This window comes from Blastococcus sp. CT_GayMR16, assembly GCF_004570875.1.
GTDB lineage: Bacteria > Actinomycetota > Actinomycetes > Mycobacteriales > Geodermatophilaceae > Blastococcus_B.
Genome location: NZ_SPQK01000011.1, coordinates 131,761 through 148,999 on the forward strand (window position 1 = coordinate 131,761; position 17,239 = coordinate 148,999).

A 17,239-nucleotide genomic window follows, 5' to 3' on the forward strand; every position below is an offset into this window, starting at 1 on the left:
CAACTGCACATGGCCGCACGAACCAAGGCACGCAAGCGCGCCGTCGATGTCCTCTACGAGGCTGATCTGCGGGGCGATGACCGGCTGGCCGTCCTGCGCGACCGGATCGAGACGGCGAACCCTCCGGTGCCCGACCACACGGTCCGGCTCGTCGAAGGCGTCGCCGAGCACGCCTCCCGCATCGATTCCCTGATCGACGCACACGCCGCCAACTGGTCGATCGACCGGCTTCCCGACGTCGATCGCGCGATCCTGCGCATGGCGGTCTTCGAGCTGCTGTGGGCCGACGACGTCCCCGACGTCGTGGTCATCGACGAGGCGGTGGAGCTGGCCAAGACGCTGTCCACCGACGACTCCCCGGGCTACGTCAACGGCGTCCTCGGCGCGATCCTGGCCGCCGAGGTCCCGACCCCGGGCGTCTCGTAGGACCGGCGTCCGTGTCGCGGGGCCGGAGGGTCCCCGGCACGGACGCTCGTGGTGCTCAGCGGCGGTCGGGGACGGCTCCTGGCCGCGGTGTCGGGCGAGGTTCCGACCCCGGGCGTCTCGTAGGACCGGCGTCCGTGTCGCGGGGCCCGGAGGGTCCCCGACAGGGACGCTCGTGGTGCTCAGCGGCGGTCGGGGACGGCTCCTGGCCGCGGTGTCGGCCGGAGGCCGACAGTGTCATCGGGGGGAGCGGCTCGCCGACACCGTCCTCGCCCTTCGGCGGACGCACATGAGGCGAGTGTCGGGTTGCTGTTGTCCCGGGAGCGCTGAGGGCGCGACAACGGAACACTCGGCCCGAACAGACGACGAAGGGCCCCTGCCGAGAGCGGCAGGGGCCCTTCGTCGTCCGTCGTTCAGCGGGGCGAGCGGCGGCGCTCCCAGTGCGGGTCGAGCTCGTCGTCCTCGTCGTCACCGGGGCCCAGGTCGGCGATGGCCTCCATGCCGGGGGACAGCACGCCCCACTCGATGAGCCGCGAGGTGAGCTCGTCGGGGCTCATGTCGTAGATGATCGCGAGGGACTTCAGGTCCTCGGTGCGGATCGACAGGACCTTGCCGTTGTAGTCGTGCCGCTGGGCCTGGATGGTCGAGGCGTAGCGCGCCAGGGGGCCGGCCTCGTCGGCGGGCAGCGAGCCGAGCGACTCGAGGTTCAGCACGATCTTGGTGTTCGTGGTGACCGCGGAGCTCGGCCGGGGGTCGGGCAGCAGCTCGGAGACCGGCACCCCGTAGAAGACGGCGAGCTCGGAGAGGCGCTGCACGGTCACGGCGCGGTCACCGCGCTCGTAGGAGCCGACGACGACTGCCTTCCAGCGGCCGTGCGACTTGTCTTCCACTCCCTGCAGGGAGAGCCCCTGCTGGTTGCGGATGGCGCGGAGCCGGGCGCCGAGGGCCCGTGAGTAGTCGGTGCTCATCGCGGTCTGCTCACTGTCCGTTGTCTCGGGAAGGTCCTGATCGTCACTCACAGTACTGGTCGGCGGTGGCGCGCAACAGGAGGACACCACTCATGTATGAGTGAGTACGCAAGCACAGAACGTCACCGCGAAGGCCCCTGACCAGCAGTGGAACGGGTGCCGAACGGGTCGCCGCGGCGGTGCAGTACCGTCGTCGCCGGTCCACACCACTCCTTTAACGACCCGTCCAGTGAGGCGGGGAAGGAGGCCTCATGGCCAGCTCTGTCGAGCCTGCCCGGAACGAGCCGCCGAAGTCGGGCGCACCCTCGTCACCCGGCGCACTGCTCTCCTCCGCCGACGTCGCCCGCGTGGTCGACCGCATGGCCCACCAGCTCATCGAGCGGGCGGCCGCGAGCGATCCGGGGTCACCGAACGGCGGCCTCTCCTCCCTCGTCCTCGTCGGCATCCCGACCCGGGGCGCCCCGCTCGCGCGGCGCCTGGCCGCCCGCGTCGAGGCGTTCTCCGGGACGACGGTGGACGTCGGCATCGTCGACATCACCCTGTACCGGGACGACCTGCGGCTGCGCGGTGTCCGCGCGCTGGAGCCCACGGTGCTGCCCGACGGCGGCATCGACGACCGGCTCGTCGTCCTCGTGGACGACGTCCTCTACTCCGGGCGCTCGGTCCGCGCGGCCCTCGACGCCCTGCGCGACCTCGGCCGGCCCCGGAGCGTGCAACTGGCGGTGCTGGTCGATCGCGGGCACCGCGAACTACCCATCCGCGCGGACTTCGTCGGCAAGAACGTGCCGACCTCGCGCAGTCAGCAGGTGCGGGTCCACCTCGCCGAGACCGACGGCGCCGACGAGGTGCTCGTGACCGAGGGGGACATCACGTGAAGCGGCACCTGCTGGAGGCGGCCGACCTGGACCGTGCCGACGCGACGCTGGTGCTCGACACCGCGGCGCAGATCGACCAGGCGCTGGCCGGCCGCGAGGTCAAGAAGCTCCCCACGCTGCGCGGCCGGACCGTGGTCAACCTCTTCTACGAGGACTCGACCCGCACGCGCATCAGCTTCGAGCTGGCCGCCAAGCGGCTCTCCGCCGACGTCATCAACTTCTCGGCGAAGGGCAGCAGCGTCTCCAAGGGCGAGAGCCTCAAGGACACCGCGCTCACCCTCGAGGCGATGGGCAGCGACGCGATCGTCGTCCGACACTCCGCCTCCGGTGCGCCGCACCGGCTGGCCCACTGGGTGCGCGGCAGCGTCGTCAACGCCGGTGACGGCACCCACGAGCACCCGACCCAGGCCCTGCTGGACGCGTACACGATCCGGCGGCGGCTGGGCCGCCTCGAGGGCGTGCGGGTGGCCATCGTCGGCGACGTGCTGCACAGCCGCGTGGCGCGCTCCAACATCGGGCTGCTGCACACCCTCGGGGCAGAGGTCACCGTGGTCGCGCCCCCGACCCTCCTGCCGGTCGGCGTCGGCAGCTGGCCGGTGGAGGTCAGCTACGACCTCGACGCCGTCCTGCCCAAGGCCGACGTGGTGATGATGCTTCGGGTCCAGGCCGAGCGGATGAACGCCTCGTTCTTCCCGAGCGCGCGCGAGTACAGCCGGCGCTACGGCCTCGACGCCCGCCGGATGAGCCTCCTGGACGACGACGCGATCGTCATGCACCCCGGCCCGATGAACCGCGGCATGGAGATCGCCGCCGAGGTGGCCGACTCCGTCCGCTCCACGATCGTCGAGCAGGTCGGCAACGGCGTCAGCGTGCGCATGGCCGTCCTGTACCTGCTGCTCGGAGGGAACGAGCCCGCGTGAACTACCTCATCAAGGGGGCGCGCCCGTACGGCGGCGACCCCGCCGACATCCTCATCAAGAACGGCCGGATCGCCGCAATCGGCGAGTCGCTGTCCAGCACGAGCGCGGAGGTCGTCGACGCCGCCGGGCTGATCGCGCTCCCGGGCCTGGTCGACCTGCACACCCACCTGCGCGAGCCGGGCCGGGAGGACGCCGAGACCGTCGAGACCGGCAGCCGGGCAGCGGCGCTGGGGGGCTTCACCGCCGTGCACGCCATGGCCAACACCGACCCGGTCGCCGACACCGCGGGTGTCGTCGAGCAGGTCTGGCGCCTCGGCCAGGAAGCCGGGCTGGTCGACGTCGTCCCCGTGGGGGCGGTGACCGTCGGGCTCAGGGGCGAGCGGCTGGCGGAGCTCGGCGCGATGGCCGATTCCGCCGCCCGCGTCCGGGTGTTCTCCGACGACGGCTCCTGCGTGAGCGACCCCGCACTCATGCGCCGGGCACTCGAGTACGTGAAGGCCTTCGACGGCGTCGTCGCCCAGCACGCCGAGGAGCCGCGACTCACCGCCGGCGCCCAGATGCACGAGGGGAACCGTTCGGCCCGCCTCGGCCTGACGGGCTGGCCGGCCGCGGCGGAGGAGGCGATCATCGCCCGCGACGTGCTGCTCGCCGGCCACGTCGGTGCGCGGCTGCACGTCTGCCACGTGTCGACCGCGGGCTCCGTGGAGATCCTGCGCTGGGCCAAGGGGCGCGGCGTGCAGGTGACCGCCGAGGTCACGCCGCACCACCTGCTGCTCACCGACGCCTGCGCCGAGAGCTACGACCCGGTCTTCAAGGTCAACCCCCCGCTGCGGACCGACGACGACGTGGCCGCGCTCCGGGCCGGGCTCGCGGACGGCACGATCGACGCCGTCGCCACCGACCACGCCCCCCACGCGGTCGAGGACAAGGAGAGCGAGTGGGCGCAGGCCCGGCCGGGGATGCTCGGGCTGGAGCAGGCGCTGTCGGTCGTCGTCGAGACGATGGTCGAGACCGGCCTCCTCGACTGGCAGGGAGTCGCCGACCGGATGTCGGTCCGCCCCGCGGTCATCGGCCGGCTGGAGGGGCACGGTCGCCCGCTGGCCCCGGGTGAGCCCGCCAACCTGCTGCTGCTGGACGCCACGACCCGGGCCATCGTCGATCCGGCCACGCTGGCCAGCCGCAGCCGCAACAGCCCCTACGCCGGTCGGGAGCTCCCCGGCCGGGTCGTCGCGACGTTCCTGCGGGGGGTCCCGACGGTGCTCGACGGGAAGGCAACCAAGTGAGTGACGCGATCCTCGTGCTCGAGGACGGGCGCACGTTCCGGGGCGAGGCCTACGGCGCGGTCGGGACGACGGTCGGCGAGGCGGTCTTCGCCACCGGGATGACCGGCTACCAGGAGACGCTCACCGATCCCAGCTACCACCGGCAGGTCGTCGTCATGACCGCCCCGCACATCGGCAACACGGGCGTGAACGGTGAGGACGACGAGAGCAGCCGCATGTGGGTGGCCGGCTTCGTGGTCCGCGACCCTGCGCGGCGCTCGTCCAACTGGCGGGCGACCGGCAGCCTGGACGACGAGCTGGTCAGGCAGGGAGTGGTCGGCATCAGCGGCATCGACACCCGGGCGCTCACCCGCCACCTGCGCGACCGCGGCGCGATGCGGGTCGGGATCAGCAGCGTGATCACCGATCCCGACGTGCTGCTCGCGCAGGTCGCGGCGGCGGCGAGCATGACCGGTGCGGACCTGGCCCCCGAGGTGAGCACCGGCGAGACCTACGTGGTGCCGGCCGTGGGGGAGAGGCGGTACACGATCGCCGCGCTGGACCTCGGCATCAAGACGGCCACCCCGCGGCACCTCGCCGACCTGGGCGTCGAGACGCACGTCCTCCCGTCGACGGCGACCGCAGCCGAGCTCCTCGCGGCCGGCCCGGACGGGGTCTTCCTCTCCAACGGGCCCGGCGACCCGGCCGCGGCCGACTACGCGGTCGAGGCCGTCCGGGGGGTGCTCGACGCCCGCCGTCCGCTGTTCGGCATCTGCTTCGGCAACCAGATCCTCGGCCGGGCGCTGGGCCTGGGCACCTACAAGCTGCGTTTCGGTCACCGCGGGCTCAACCAGCCGGTGCTCGACCGGGTCAGCGGCACGGTGCGGGTGACCAGCCACAACCACGGGTTCGCCGTCGACGCCCCGCTCGACCGGCCGAGCGACACCCCGTACGGCCAGGTCGAGGTGAGCCACGTCGGCCTCAACGACGACGTGGTGGAGGGCCTGCGCTGCCTCGAGGTGCCGGCGTTCAGCGTGCAGTTCCACCCCGAGTCGGCGGCCGGTCCGCACGACGCGGCGCCGCTCTTCCAGCGGTTCGTCGACCTCATGGAGGAGAACAAGCGTGCCTAAGAGGACCGACATCGAGCACGTGATGGTCATCGGCTCCGGGCCGATCCTCATCGGTCAGGCCGCCGAGTTCGACTACTCCGGCACCCAGGCCTGCCGGGTGCTCCGGGCCGAGGGCCTGCGGGTCAGCCTGGTCAACAGCAACCCGGCGACGATCATGACCGACCCCGGCATCGCCGACGCCACCTACATCGAGCCGCTGACCCCGGAGTTCGTCGAGAAGGTCATCGCCAAGGAGCGCCCCGACGCGCTGCTGGCGACCCTCGGCGGGCAGACCGCGCTCAACATCGCGATCGGGCTCTACGAGAACGGCGTCCTCGAGAAGTACGGAGTGCAGCTCATCGGCGCCGACGTCGAGGCGATCAACCGCGGCGAGGACCGGCAGCGGTTCAAGGACATCGTCCGGTCGATCGGCGCCGACGCGCCCCGCTCCACGGTCTGCGCGAGCGTCGAGGAGGCGATCGCCACGGCCGAGGAGGTCGGCTACCCGGTCGTCATCCGGCCCAGCTTCACCATGGGTGGTCTCGGCTCGGGCATCGCCACCGACGAGCCGATGCTGCGGCGCATGGCCGGGCACGGGCTCGCCGACTCCCCGGTGCACACCGTGCTCATCGAGGAATCGGTGCTCGGCTGGAAGGAGTTCGAGCTTGAGCTGATGCGCGACCGCAGCGACAACGTGGTCGTCATCTGCTCCATCGAGAACATCGACGCGATGGGCGTGCACACCGGCGACTCGGTCACCGTCGCGCCGGCGATGACGCTCACCGACCGCGAGTACCAGCACATGCGGGACGTCGGCATCGCCATCCTGCGCGCGGTCGGCGTGGACACCGGCGGCTGCAACATCCAGTTCGCCGTCCATCCGGAGACCGGGCGTCTCGTCGTCATCGAGATGAACCCGCGGGTGTCGCGGTCCTCCGCGCTGGCGTCGAAGGCGACCGGCTTCCCGATCGCCAAGATCGCCGCCAAGCTGGCCATCGGCTACACGCTGGACGAGATCACCAACGACATCACCGGCGTCACCCCGGCGGCGTTCGAGCCCTCGCTGGACTACGTGGTCGTGAAGATCCCGCGGTTCGCCTTCGAGAAGTTCCCCGGTGCCGACCCGCGGCTGACCACCACGATGAAGAGCGTCGGCGAGATCATGTCGTTCGGCCGCAACTTCGCCGAGGCGCTCGGCAAGGCGATGCGGTCCACGGAGACCAAGGTGGCCGGCTTCTGGACCGGCCCGGCGGACGACCGGTCGGCCGAGGAACTGCTCGACGCCCTGCGCGTCCCGGTGGACGGCCGGCTCTACCTCGCCGAACAGGCACTCGCGGCCGGGGCGACCGTCGAAGACGTAGCGGCTGCTAGTGGTTTCGATCCATGGTTCGTCGACCAGATCGCGCTGGTCCGGGAGATCGGGGAGCAGGTCCGCAACGAGCCGTCGGTGACCCCGGAGCTGCTCCGCCGGGCCAAGCGGTTCGGCCTGTCCGACCGGCAGATCGCCGCGCTGCGGCCGGAGCTCGCCGGTGAGGACGGCGTCCGGACGCTGCGCTGGCGGCTCGGGATCCGGCCGGTCTACAAGACCGTCGACACCTGCGCCGCGGAGTTCGCCGCCCGCACGCCGTACCACTACTCCTCCTACGACGAGGAGAACGAGGTGCAGCCCCGCGAGAAGCCGGCGGTGCTGATCCTCGGGTCCGGGCCGAACCGGATCGGCCAGGGCATCGAGTTCGACTACTCCTGCGTGCACGCCGTCCTGGCGCTGCAGGACGCCGGCTACGAGGCGGTGATGGTCAACTGCAACCCCGAGACCGTCTCCACCGACTACGACACCGCCGACCGGCTCTACTTCGAGCCGCTCACCTTCGAGGACGTGCTCGAGGTCGTCGAGGCCGAGCGCGCGGCCGGTCCGGTCGCCGGGGTCATCTGCACCCTCGGCGGGCAGACGCCGCTGGGTCTCGCCCAGCGGCTGAAGGACGCCGGCGTCCCGGTGCTGGGCACGTCGCCGGAGGCCATCGACGACGCCGAGCACCGCGGCGCCTTCTCGCGGGTGCTGGCCGACACCGGCCTGTCCGCCCCCAAGCACGGCATGGCGACGACGTTCGCCGAGGCCGGTGCGATCGCCGTGGAGATCGGCTACCCGGTGCTGGTGCGGCCCTCCTACGTCCTCGGCGGGCGGGGGATGGAGATCGTCTACGACGACGCGACCCTCGAGGCGTACATCGCGAAGGCCACCGACGTCAGCGCATCCCACCCGGTGCTGGTCGACCGCTTCCTGGAGGACGCCGTCGAGATCGACGTCGACGCCCTCTACGACGGCACCGAGCTCTTCCTCGGGGGCGTCATGGAGCACATCGAGGAGGCCGGCATCCACTCCGGTGACTCGGCGTGCGCGCTGCCGCCGATCACCCTCGGGTCGGCCGACCTGCTGAAGATCCGCGCCGCCACCGAGAAGCTGGCCGCGCGGATCGGCGTCCGCGGCCTGGTCAACGTCCAGTACGCGATCAAGGACGACATCCTCTACGTCATCGAGGCCAACCCGCGGGCCAGCCGGACGGTGCCGTTCGTCTCCAAGGCCACCGCCGTCCAGCTGGCCAAGGCCGCGGCGCGGATCGCGGTGGGGGAGTCGATCGCCGAGCTGCGGGTCGCCGGTGTCCTGCCGCCCTCCGGCGACGGCACCGACCTCCCCGAGGACGCCCCGATCGCGGTCAAGGAGGCGGTCCTGCCCTTCCACCGCTTCCGCACCGTCGAGGGCCACGGCGTGGACACGGTGCTCGGGCCGGAGATGAAGTCCACCGGTGAGGTCATGGGCCTCGACTCGGAGTTCGGCCGGGCGTTCGCGAAGTCCCAGGCGGCCGCTTACGGCTCGCTGCCGACCGAGGGCACGGTCTTCGTCTCCCTGGCCAACCGGGACAAGCGCTCGGCGGTCTTCCCGATCAAGCGGCTGGCCGACCTGGGCTTCCGGGTGCTGGCGACGGTGGGCACCGCCCAGGTGCTGCGCCGCAACGGGGTGCACTGCGAGGTGGTCGGCAAGTTCAGCGACGGGCCCGGCAACGTGGTCGAGCTGATCCTGGCCGGCGACGTCGACATCGTCGTGAACACGCCCTTCGGGTCGCCGGGCAACAGCGGACCGCGCCTGGACGGCTACGAGATCCGCACCGCGGCGGTCGCGGCCGGGATCCCGTGCATCACGACGGTCCAGGGCATGGCCGCCGCGGTCCAGGGGGTCGAGGCCCTCCGCCGGGGCGACATCGGCGTCCGGAGCCTGCAGGACGTGCACACCGCCATGGCCGGGAACCGTCCGTGAGCCCGCTGACCGCGCCGGCGCCGCGCGCTGCGCACCCGCCGGTCCAGCGCACCGTGGAGGTCGTGGGCCGGCGCGCGGTGGACGCCTACGTCGAGCTGACGCTGTCGGCGCCGGAGATCGCCGAGCGGGCCCAGCCGGGGCAGTTCGTCGCGTTCGCGGTCGGCGGCGAGACCTCGGCCCTGCTGCTGCGCCGCTCGATCGCGATCAGCACCGCGGACGACGGCCTGGTGACGGTGGTCGTGTCCGCGGCGGGACCGGGCTCGGCGTGGCTCACCGAACGGCAGCCGGGCGACACAGTCGACGTGGTCGGCCCCCTCGGGCGCCCCTTCCCGGACCCGCCCCCCGGCGCCCGGGCGCTGCTGGTCGGCGGCGGCTACGGCGCGGCCGCCCTGGTCGGCCTCGCCGCCCGGCTGCGGGACGCCGGGCACGAGGTCGACGCGGTGGCCGGGGCCGCGGGCGCGGACCGGCTGTGCTCGGTGCAGGAGCTCACCGGGATCGCGGCGCGGGTCGCGGTGACCACCGACGACGGCAGCTCCGGGCGGCGGGGGCTGGTCACCCTGGCTGTCGACGAACTCCTGCCGGACGCGGGTGTGGTCTACGCCTGCGGCCCGATGCCCATGCTCCGGGCCGTGGCCGACGCGGCCACCGCGCGGAGCATCCCCTCCTACGTCGCCGTCGAGGAGTCGATGGCCTGCGGGATCGGCGTCTGCATGACCTGCGTGCTGCCGATCGTCGGCGAGGACGGCCGCACGCGCTTCAGCCGGTCCTGCACCGAGGGACCGGTGTTCGGCGGTGACCGGGTGCGCTTCGACGACGTCGGCTCGCTGCCGTGGGACGTCGTCGGCGCCGACGCGATGGGGGTGGTCGCGCCATGACCGCTCTGGACACGGCCGTCGACATGCGGACGACGCTCGGTAGCGCCCCGATCCCGAGCCCGGTGCTCACCGCGTCCGGGTGCTCGGCGTTCGGCGGCGAACTCGAACCCTTCGTCGACCTGACCGCGATCGGTGCGGTGGTCACCAAGTCCGTGCAGCTGCGCCCCCGGTCGGGCCGGGCGACCCCGCGTATGGCCGAGACCCCCAGCGGGATGCTCAACTCCATCGGCCTGCAGGGTCCGGGCATCGACGGGCTGCTGGCCGAGGAGCTGCCCTGGCTCGCCGAACGCGGGGTCCGGGCTTTCGTCTCGATCGCGGGCACCCGCGTCGAGGACTTCGCCGAGCTCGCCGAGCGGCTGCGCGGCGTACCGGGGGTGCTCGGCCTCGAGGTCAACATCAGCTGCCCGAACGTGGAGAGTCGCGGCGAGGTGTTCGCCTGCGACCCCGTGGCAGCCTCCGACGTCGTCTCCGCCGTCCGGGCCGCCGCCGACCCGGCCCACCCCGTCTACGCCAAGCTCAGCCCCGACGTCACCGACATCGTGAGCGTGGCCCGCGCGGTCTCCGAGGCCGGCGCGGACGGGCTGTCGATGATCAACACGCTGCTCGGACTGGTCATCGACCCGGACACGATGCGGCCGGTCCTCGGCGGGGTGACCGGCGGCCTGTCCGGCCCGGCGATCCGTCCGGTCGCCCTGCGGTGCGTCTGGCAGGTGCACCAGGCGCTGCCCGAGGTCCCGATCCTGGGCATGGGCGGCATCCGCACCGGCCTGGACGCACTCCAGTTCGTCCTCGCCGGTGCGTCCGCGGTCTCAGTGGGGACGGCGGTGTTCAACGACCCGTCCGCGGTCGCCCGGGTGCACGACGAGCTGGCCGTCGCGCTGGGGGAGCGGGGCTTCGCGTCGCTCGCCGAGGCCGTCGGGTACGCACACCGATGACGGCCCCGTTCGGGGAGCGCCTCGCCGACGCCGTCGCGGCCCGGGGTCCACTGTGCGTCGGTATCGACCCGCACGCGCCGCTGCTGGAGAAGTGGGGGCTGACCGACGATCCCGACGGCCTGGCCCGCTTCACCGACGTGGTGGTCGACGCCCTGGCCGGATCCGTCGCCGTCCTGAAGCCGCAGCTGGCGTTCTACGAGCGGCACGGCTCCCGCGGGCTCGCCGTGCTCGAGGACGCGATGCCGAGGGCGCGGGCGGCCGGTGCGCTGGTCCTGCTGGACGCGAAGCGCGGGGACATCGGCTCGACGATGGACGCCTACGGCGACTACCTCCGCCCCGACCACCCGCTCGCCGTCGACGCCATGACGGTCAGCCCCTACCTCGGCCCCGGCTCGCTCCAGCCGGCCGTCGACACCGCGCGCCTGCACGGCGGCGGCCTGTTCGTGCTGGCACGCACGTCCAATCCCGACGCCGGCACCTTCCAGCACGCGCTCGCGGGCGAGCGTTCCGTCGCCCAGGTGGTCGTCGACACCGTGCGCGGCTGGAACACCCCCGGCTGGGTGGTGGGGGACCCGCTGCCCGACATCGCGGCGGTACGCGATCTGGCCAGCCGGTTCGGGCCGACGACCGGTTCCTTCGGGGTCGTCGTGGGTGCCACGCTGCGCGATCTGGACGTCGACCTGGACGGCCTGGGCGGGCCGATCCTGGCGCCGGGTCTGGGTGCCCAGGGCGGGTCGGTCGCCGACCTGCGCCGGCTGTTCGGCACCGGCCGGGCCGTCGTCCCCACGGTCTCCCGTGACGTGCTGGCCGCCGGGCCCGACCCGGCCGCGCTGCGGGCCGCGGCCGACCGCTGGACGGCGGAGCTCTCCGGGTGAGGCGGGCCCTGCCGTGGCTGGTGGGGCCGCTGGATGCCGGGTCCGTTCGCTGGACGGCGCAGCACGCGGTCGGCGCCGGCCTGGTGGGACTCGGCCTGCTGCTCCTCGCCGGTGTCGGCGGATGGCTGCTCGGCCTCCGGGCAGGCCGTCGCCGGAGTCGCCCGGCCTGACCACCGGCGTGTCGTTCTGGCGGCGTGTCGCGGCCTTCTGCCCGGTGGGAGCGGCAATCGGTCATCCGGAACGGAACCGCACGGATCGGCGCCTGACCTGCAGTGATGACGGGGTGTTACCGGGTAGGTGAACCGCGTGTGAACGACGACGGCAGACGCCTGCCAAGAATCCGCGCGGCTGCCCAGTGACCAGCGGATTTGTCTGGAACTAGGTTGGCCCTGAGGCTCAGAGGCGAGCCCTTCCCTTACGAGTCCCCAGAACCTCCGCGGGCCGGACACCCGGACCGCGACCGACACGATTGGGTCGACCATGCCCCTGCCTGACCTCTCCCCGGAACAACGCGCCGCCGCGCTCGAGAAGGCCGCCGCCGCCCGCAAGGCGCGCGCCGAACTGCGTGAACAGCTGAAGACCAAGGGCGCCACGGTCGGTGACGTCCTCAAGCAGGGCGACACCGACGAGGTGATCGGCAAGATGCGCGTCTCCGCGGTGCTGGAGTCCCTGCCCGGAGTGGGCAAGGCGCGGGCTGCGAAGATCATGGAGCGGTTGGAGATCTCGCCCACCCGCCGTGTGCGCGGTCTCGGCGCCAACCAGCGCAAGGCGCTGGAGGCCGAGTTCGCCGACGAGAAGGTCGTCTGACTCGACGACCCAGCGAGCGATCGCGGACGAGGACGACGAGTGGTCTCAGGCACTACTGCACGGCTCACCGTGCTCTCCGGCCCTTCGGGCGTCGGCAAGGGCACCGTGGTCGCGGAGGTCCGGCGACGGCATCCCGACGTGTGGGTGTCGGTGTCGGTGACCACCCGCCGCCCTCGTCCGGGTGAGCGCGAGGGTGATCACTACCACTTCGTCGACGACGCCGAGTTCGACCGGCTGATCGCGGCCGGCGGGCTGCTGGAGTGGGCCGAGTACGCCGGCAACCGCTACGGCACCCCCGTCGCCCCGCTGCGGACGCGGCTGGCCACCGGCCAGCCGGCCCTGCTGGAGATCGAGCTGCAGGGTGCACGCCAGGTCAGGACCCGGGATCCCGGGGCGCAGCTGGTCTTCCTGGCCCCGCCGTCGTGGGGTGCGCTGGTCAGCCGGCTCGCCGGGCGCGGCTCGGAACCGCCGGCCGTACAGGAGCGGCGACTGGCCCTCGCGCAGGCCGAGCTGGACGCCGCGGGGGAGTTCGACGTCGTCGTCGTCAACGACGACGTGGCCCGGGCCGCCGACGAGTTGGTAGGCTTGCTGACTGCGCCCTCGCCCGGTCTCGTGCCAGGGGAGTAGCGCCCACGAGGAAGAGCACCGCCGGCTGTCCCCGCCGGTCGCTTCCTCCCGCTATCGAATGAGGAGCACGCCCGCCCGTGTCCGGAGTCGCACCTGCCCCCGAGGGCATCACCAACCCGCCCATCGACGAGCTGCTCGAGCGCACCAGCAGCAAGTACGGCCTGGTCATCTTCGCCGCCAAGCGCGCTCGCCAGATCAACGCCTACTACAGCCAGCTCTCCGAGGGCCTGCTGGAGTACGTCGGCCCGCTGGTCGACACCGCGCCGCAGGAGAAGCCCCTGTCGATCGCGCTGCGCGAGATCAACGAAGGTCTGCTGACCCACACCGCCGGCGAGAACTAGGCCGGCTGCCCCGGTCGGGGCACCCAGACTGATGAGAACGCACCCGGCAGTTGCTGCCGGGTGCGTTCTCGTACGTGGAGGATGGAGCACGTGAGCGAGCTTGCGAGCTCACGCAGGGGCAGAGCAGCTGAGCGAACATGCGCGACGAGCGCCAGCGAGGAGGTCTTGTGAGCTCGATCGTGCTGGGTGTGAGCGGGGGAGTGGCGGCCTACAAGGCCGCCTTCGTGCTGCGCGCATTCACCGAGGCCGGCCACGACGTCCGCGTCGTCCCCACCCCCGGTGCCCTGCACTTCGTCGGCGCCGCCACGTTCGAGGCGCTGTCGGGGAACCCGGTCACCACCGACGTGTGGTCCGACGTCCCCGACGTCGCGCACGTCCGGATCGGGCAGAACGCCGACCTGGTCGTCGTCGCCCCTGCCACCGCCGACCTGCTGGCCCGCGCCGCGATGGGCCGGGCCGACGACCTGCTCACCGCCACTCTGCTCACCGCGTCCTGCCCGGTGGTCTTCGTGCCGGCGATGCACACCGAGATGTGGCTGCACCCCGCGACGCAGGACAACGTCGCCACCCTGCGCCGCCGCGGGGCCGTCGTCCTCCCGCCGGCGGTCGGCCGGCTGACCGGCCCCGACACCGGGCCCGGCCGGCTGCCGGAGCCCGCCGACATCGCGGCGCTGGCGACGGTCGTGCTCCACCACGGCACCGCGGCCCTCGCGCACGACCTCACCGGTCGCCGGGTCGTCATCAGCGCCGGCGGCACCCGCGAGCCGCTGGACCCGGTGCGCTTCCTCGGCAACCGCTCGTCGGGCAAGCAGGGCTGGGCCCTGGCGCGCGTGGCCGCGGCGCGGGGGGCCGAGGTCGTGCTCGTCGGCGCCAACGTCGACCTCCCTGCCCCCTTCGGCGTCCACGTCGTCCCGGTGGGCACCGCGGAGGAGCTGCGCACCGCGATGGTGGCCGAGGCCCAGGAGGCCGACGTCGTCGTCATGGCCGCCGCGGTGGCCGACTTCCGGCCGGAGACGGTCGCGGTGTCCAAGCTCAAGAAGGGGTCGTCGGCCGAGCCGACCGCGGTGCCCCTGGTCCGCAACCCCGACGTCCTCGCCGAGCTGGTGACCAAGCGCGCCCCCGGTCAGCTGGTGGTCGGCTTCGCCGCCGAGACCGGGGACGACGACGCCGACGTCCTCACGCACGCGCGCGCCAAGCTCGCCCGCAAGGGCTGCGACCTGCTCGTCGTGAACGACGTCTCCGACGGCCAGGTGTTCGGCCGCGCCGACAACGCCGTCACTGTCCTCGCGGCCGACGGGTCCGTGACCGAGCTGTCGCACGACAGCAAGGACGCCGTCGCCGCGGGCATCTGGGCCACCATCGCGTCCCAGCTGCCACCTGAGCCCCAGAGCTAGGCATCTCTCCCGGGCAGCCGTACCCGTCGTCGGATGAGCCGGTAGCGTGGGACTCCGGGCGCCGCGCACGTGGCTCCCGACGATGTAGCCACCGAGCCAGGGAGTCACCGAGTGTCACGCCGCCTCTTCACCTCCGAGTCGGTCACTGAGGGCCACCCGGACAAGATCGCCGACCAGATCAGCGATTCGATCCTGGACGCGATGCTCGCGCAGGACCCGCGCAGCCGTGTTGCCGTCGAGACCATGATCACGACCGGCCAGGTGCACATCGCCGGCGAGGTCACCACCGGCGGCTACGTCGACATCGCCTCGATCGTGCGCGACACGGTCCTGCGGATCGGCTACGACTCCTCCCGCAAGGGCTTCGACGGCGCCTCCTGCGGCGTCAGCGTGTCGATCGGCGCGCAGTCGCCCGACATCGCCCAGGGCGTGGACACCGCCTTCGAGGCGCGCACCCACACCGACGAGGACGAGATCTCCCGTCAGGGCGCCGGCGACCAGGGCCTGATGTTCGGCTACGCCACCGACGAGACCCCCGAGCTCATGCCGCTGCCGATCGCCCTGGCGCACCGCCTGGCGCGCCGGCTGTCCGCCGTCCGCAAGGACGGCTCGGTGCCCTACCTGCGCCCCGACGGCAAGACCCAGGTCACGGTCGTCTACGAGGACGACAAGCCGGTCGCCGTCGACACCGTGGTCGTCTCCTCGCAGCACGCCGAGGACATCTCGATCGACCAGCTGCTCACCCCCGACATCCAGGAGCTCGTCGTCGAGCCCGAGCTGGCCGCCCTCGGCCTGCCCACCGACGGCTACCGCCTGCTCGTCAACCCGACCGGCAAGTTCGTCATCGGCGGCCCCATGGGCGACGCCGGTCTGACCGGCCGGAAGATCATCGTCGACACCTACGGCGGCATGGCCCGCCACGGTGGCGGCGCCTTCTCCGGCAAGGACCCGTCGAAGGTCGACCGCTCCGCCGCGTACGCGATGCGCTGGGTCGCCAAGAACGTCGTCGCCGCCGGGCTCGCCAGCCGGTGCGAGGTGCAGGTGGCCTACGCCATCGGCGCGGCCCACCCGGTCGGTCTGTTCGTCGAGACCTTCGGCACCGGCACCACCGCGGACGACGTCCTCGAGAAGGCCATCAGCACCGTGTTCGACCTGCGGCCCGGCGCGATCGTGCGCGACCTGGACCTGCTCCGCCCGATCTACACGCCGACGGCCGCCTACGGCCACTTCGGTCGCACCGACATCGACCTGCCGTGGGAGCAGCTCGACCGGGTCGACGCCCTCCGCGCGGCCGTCGGAGCCTAAGCACTGGACACACCCGCTCCACCCGGCGACCCGGGCCACCCGATGGTGGCCCGGGTCGTCATCGATGTGCCCCTGGCCCACCTGGACCGGCCCTTCGACTACGCGGTTCCCGAGAAGTTCGCCGACACCGTGCAGGCCGGCTGCCGGGTGCGGGTGCGGTTCAGCGGCCAGCTGCTGGACGGTTTCGTGGTGTCCCTGGACGACGCCACCGACTTCACGGGCAAGCTCCTCCCGTTGTCGCACGTGCCGTCGGGGGAGCCGGTGCTCACCCCGCAGGTCGTCCGGCTGGCGAGGGTGGTCGCCGACCGGTACGCGGGGACGCTCAGCGACGTCCTGCGGCTGGCCCTGCCACCCCGCCGGGCCGCGGCCGAGAAGCGGCCGACGCCCACCCCGGAGGCCCTGCCCGCTCCGCCCGATCCCGCCGGGTTCGGCCGGTACCAGGCCGGCCCGGCCCTGCTGACGGCGCTGGCCGAGGGCCGTCCCGCCCGGGCGGTCTGGACGGCGCTGCCCGGTGAGGACTGGCCGACCCGGCTCGCCGAGCTCTGCCGGGCGTCGCTGTCCGGACGGCGCGGGGCGCTCGTCGTCGTTCCCGACGGCAAGGACCTCGACCGGCTGGCCGCCGCGGCACGGCAGCTGCTGCCCGAGCACTCCTACACGGTCCTGCGCGCCGACGACTCCCCGGAGAAGCGCTACCGGCAGTTCCTCGCCGCGTCGCGGGGGGCGGCCCAGGTGGTGCTGGGCACGCGAGCCGCGATGTTCGCGCCGGTCAGGGATCTCGGCCTCGTGGTCGTCTGGGACGACGGCGACGACCTGCACGCCGACGAGCACGCGCCCTATCCGCACGCCCGGGACGTGCTGGTCCAGCGGGCCTGGCTGGACAACTGCGCCGCCGTCGTGGCCGGCACGGCACGCACCGCCGAGGCCGAGCTGCTCGTCGAGTCGGGCTGGGCGCACGAGCTGATCGCCGATCGGGCCGTGCTGCGGGCGGCCGCCCCCCGGATCCAGGCGCTCGGTGACGACTTCGAGCTGGCCCGCGACCCCGCGGCCCGTTCCGCGCGGCTGCCCTCGCTGGCCCACGAGGCCGCCCGCAAGGCCCTGGCCTCGGGTGCTCCCGTGCTGGTGCAGGTGCCGCGCCGCGGATACGTCCCGTCGCTGGCGTGCGCCCGGTGCCGCGCGCCGGCTCGGTGCGCGCACTGCGCGGGCCCGCTGGGCA

The 17,239-nt window shown here is 72.9% G+C and carries 16 protein-coding genes and 1 pseudogene; 16 read left to right on the forward strand and 1 reads right to left on the reverse strand.

Annotated elements, in window-relative coordinates:
• Positions 1 to 9: 9 nt before the first annotated feature.
• On the forward strand, positions 10 to 426 hold the full coding sequence (nusB, locus tag E4P38_RS13510; protein ID WP_135132321.1) for a transcription antitermination factor NusB: 417 nt from the start codon (positions 10 to 12) through the stop codon (positions 424 to 426).
• A 410-nt stretch (positions 427 to 836) separates the two neighbouring features.
• On the opposite strand, the gene E4P38_RS13515 is transcribed toward nusB, so the two are convergent.
• Complete coding sequence (locus E4P38_RS13515; protein ID WP_135132322.1) at positions 837 to 1,391, reverse strand: transcriptional regulator; 555 nt, start codon at positions 1,389 to 1,391, stop codon at positions 837 to 839.
• A 251-nt stretch (positions 1,392 to 1,642) separates the two neighbouring features.
• Here E4P38_RS13515 and pyrR point away from each other — a divergent pair, with 251 nt between their 5' ends.
• The 15 genes and pseudogenes from pyrR to E4P38_RS13585 form a co-directional block, all read left to right on the forward strand.
• The gene (gene pyrR, locus E4P38_RS13520) at positions 1,643 to 2,266 is read left to right on the forward strand and encodes a bifunctional pyr operon transcriptional regulator/uracil phosphoribosyltransferase PyrR (protein WP_135132323.1); all 624 of its coding nucleotides are present in this window, start codon (positions 1,643 to 1,645) and stop codon (positions 2,264 to 2,266) included.
• A complete protein-coding gene (locus tag E4P38_RS13525) occupies positions 2,263 to 3,186 on the forward strand; it encodes an aspartate carbamoyltransferase catalytic subunit (RefSeq protein ID WP_135132324.1) in 924 nt (307 codons plus the stop codon). Before pyrR ends, E4P38_RS13525 begins: the two co-directional genes overlap by 4 nt.
• Complete coding sequence (locus E4P38_RS13530; RefSeq protein ID WP_135132325.1) at positions 3,183 to 4,469, forward strand: dihydroorotase; 1,287 nt, start codon at positions 3,183 to 3,185, stop codon at positions 4,467 to 4,469. The genes E4P38_RS13525 and E4P38_RS13530 overlap by 4 nt, the downstream gene beginning before the upstream one ends.
• Positions 4,466 to 5,578, forward strand: coding sequence for a glutamine-hydrolyzing carbamoyl-phosphate synthase small subunit (gene carA / locus E4P38_RS13535; protein WP_135132326.1), 1,113 nt, complete (start codon positions 4,466 to 4,468; stop codon positions 5,576 to 5,578). Before E4P38_RS13530 ends, carA begins: the two co-directional genes overlap by 4 nt.
• On the forward strand, positions 5,571 to 8,867 hold the full coding sequence (gene carB, locus E4P38_RS13540) for a carbamoyl-phosphate synthase large subunit (protein ID WP_135132327.1): 3,297 nt from the start codon (positions 5,571 to 5,573) through the stop codon (positions 8,865 to 8,867). Before carA ends, carB begins: the two co-directional genes overlap by 8 nt.
• Positions 8,864 to 9,742, forward strand: a complete 879-nt coding sequence (locus E4P38_RS13545; protein ID WP_209309091.1) for a dihydroorotate dehydrogenase electron transfer subunit — start codon at positions 8,864 to 8,866, stop codon at positions 9,740 to 9,742. The genes carB and E4P38_RS13545 overlap by 4 nt, the downstream gene beginning before the upstream one ends.
• A complete protein-coding gene (locus E4P38_RS13550) occupies positions 9,739 to 10,677 on the forward strand; it encodes a dihydroorotate dehydrogenase (protein ID WP_135132328.1) in 939 nt (312 codons plus the stop codon). Before E4P38_RS13545 ends, E4P38_RS13550 begins: the two co-directional genes overlap by 4 nt.
• Positions 10,674 to 11,552, forward strand: coding sequence for an orotidine-5'-phosphate decarboxylase (gene pyrF / locus E4P38_RS13555; RefSeq protein ID WP_135132329.1), 879 nt, complete (start codon positions 10,674 to 10,676; stop codon positions 11,550 to 11,552). The genes E4P38_RS13550 and pyrF overlap by 4 nt, the downstream gene beginning before the upstream one ends.
• Entirely contained in the window at positions 11,549 to 11,722 is a 174-nt protein-coding gene (locus E4P38_RS22930) for a hypothetical protein (RefSeq protein ID WP_167760550.1), read from the forward strand. The genes pyrF and E4P38_RS22930 overlap by 4 nt, the downstream gene beginning before the upstream one ends.
• Positions 11,723 to 12,032: 310 nt before the next feature.
• Positions 12,033 to 12,359 carry an integration host factor, actinobacterial type gene (gene mihF / locus E4P38_RS13560; RefSeq protein ID WP_135132330.1) on the forward strand — a complete coding sequence of 109 codons (327 nt, stop codon included), beginning with the start codon at positions 12,033 to 12,035 and terminating at the stop codon, positions 12,357 to 12,359.
• Positions 12,360 to 12,398: 39 nt separating this feature from the next.
• On the forward strand, positions 12,399 to 12,986 hold the full coding sequence (gene gmk / locus E4P38_RS13565; protein ID WP_135132331.1) for a guanylate kinase: 588 nt from the start codon (positions 12,399 to 12,401) through the stop codon (positions 12,984 to 12,986).
• A 77-nt stretch (positions 12,987 to 13,063) separates the two neighbouring features.
• On the forward strand, positions 13,064 to 13,327 hold the full coding sequence (gene rpoZ / locus E4P38_RS13570) for a DNA-directed RNA polymerase subunit omega (RefSeq protein WP_012949163.1): 264 nt from the start codon (positions 13,064 to 13,066) through the stop codon (positions 13,325 to 13,327).
• Positions 13,328 to 13,494: 167 nt separating this feature from the next.
• Positions 13,495 to 14,721 carry a bifunctional phosphopantothenoylcysteine decarboxylase/phosphopantothenate--cysteine ligase CoaBC gene (gene coaBC / locus E4P38_RS13575; protein ID WP_209309092.1) on the forward strand — a complete coding sequence of 409 codons (1,227 nt, stop codon included), beginning with the start codon at positions 13,495 to 13,497 and terminating at the stop codon, positions 14,719 to 14,721.
• 111 nt (positions 14,722 to 14,832) lie between these two features.
• A complete protein-coding gene (gene metK, locus E4P38_RS13580; protein WP_135132333.1) occupies positions 14,833 to 16,026 on the forward strand; it encodes a methionine adenosyltransferase in 1,194 nt (397 codons plus the stop codon).
• Positions 16,027 to 16,071: 45 nt separating this feature from the next.
• Positions 16,072 to 17,239, forward strand: a pseudogene (locus tag E4P38_RS13585) (primosome assembly protein PriA); the annotation flags it as partial.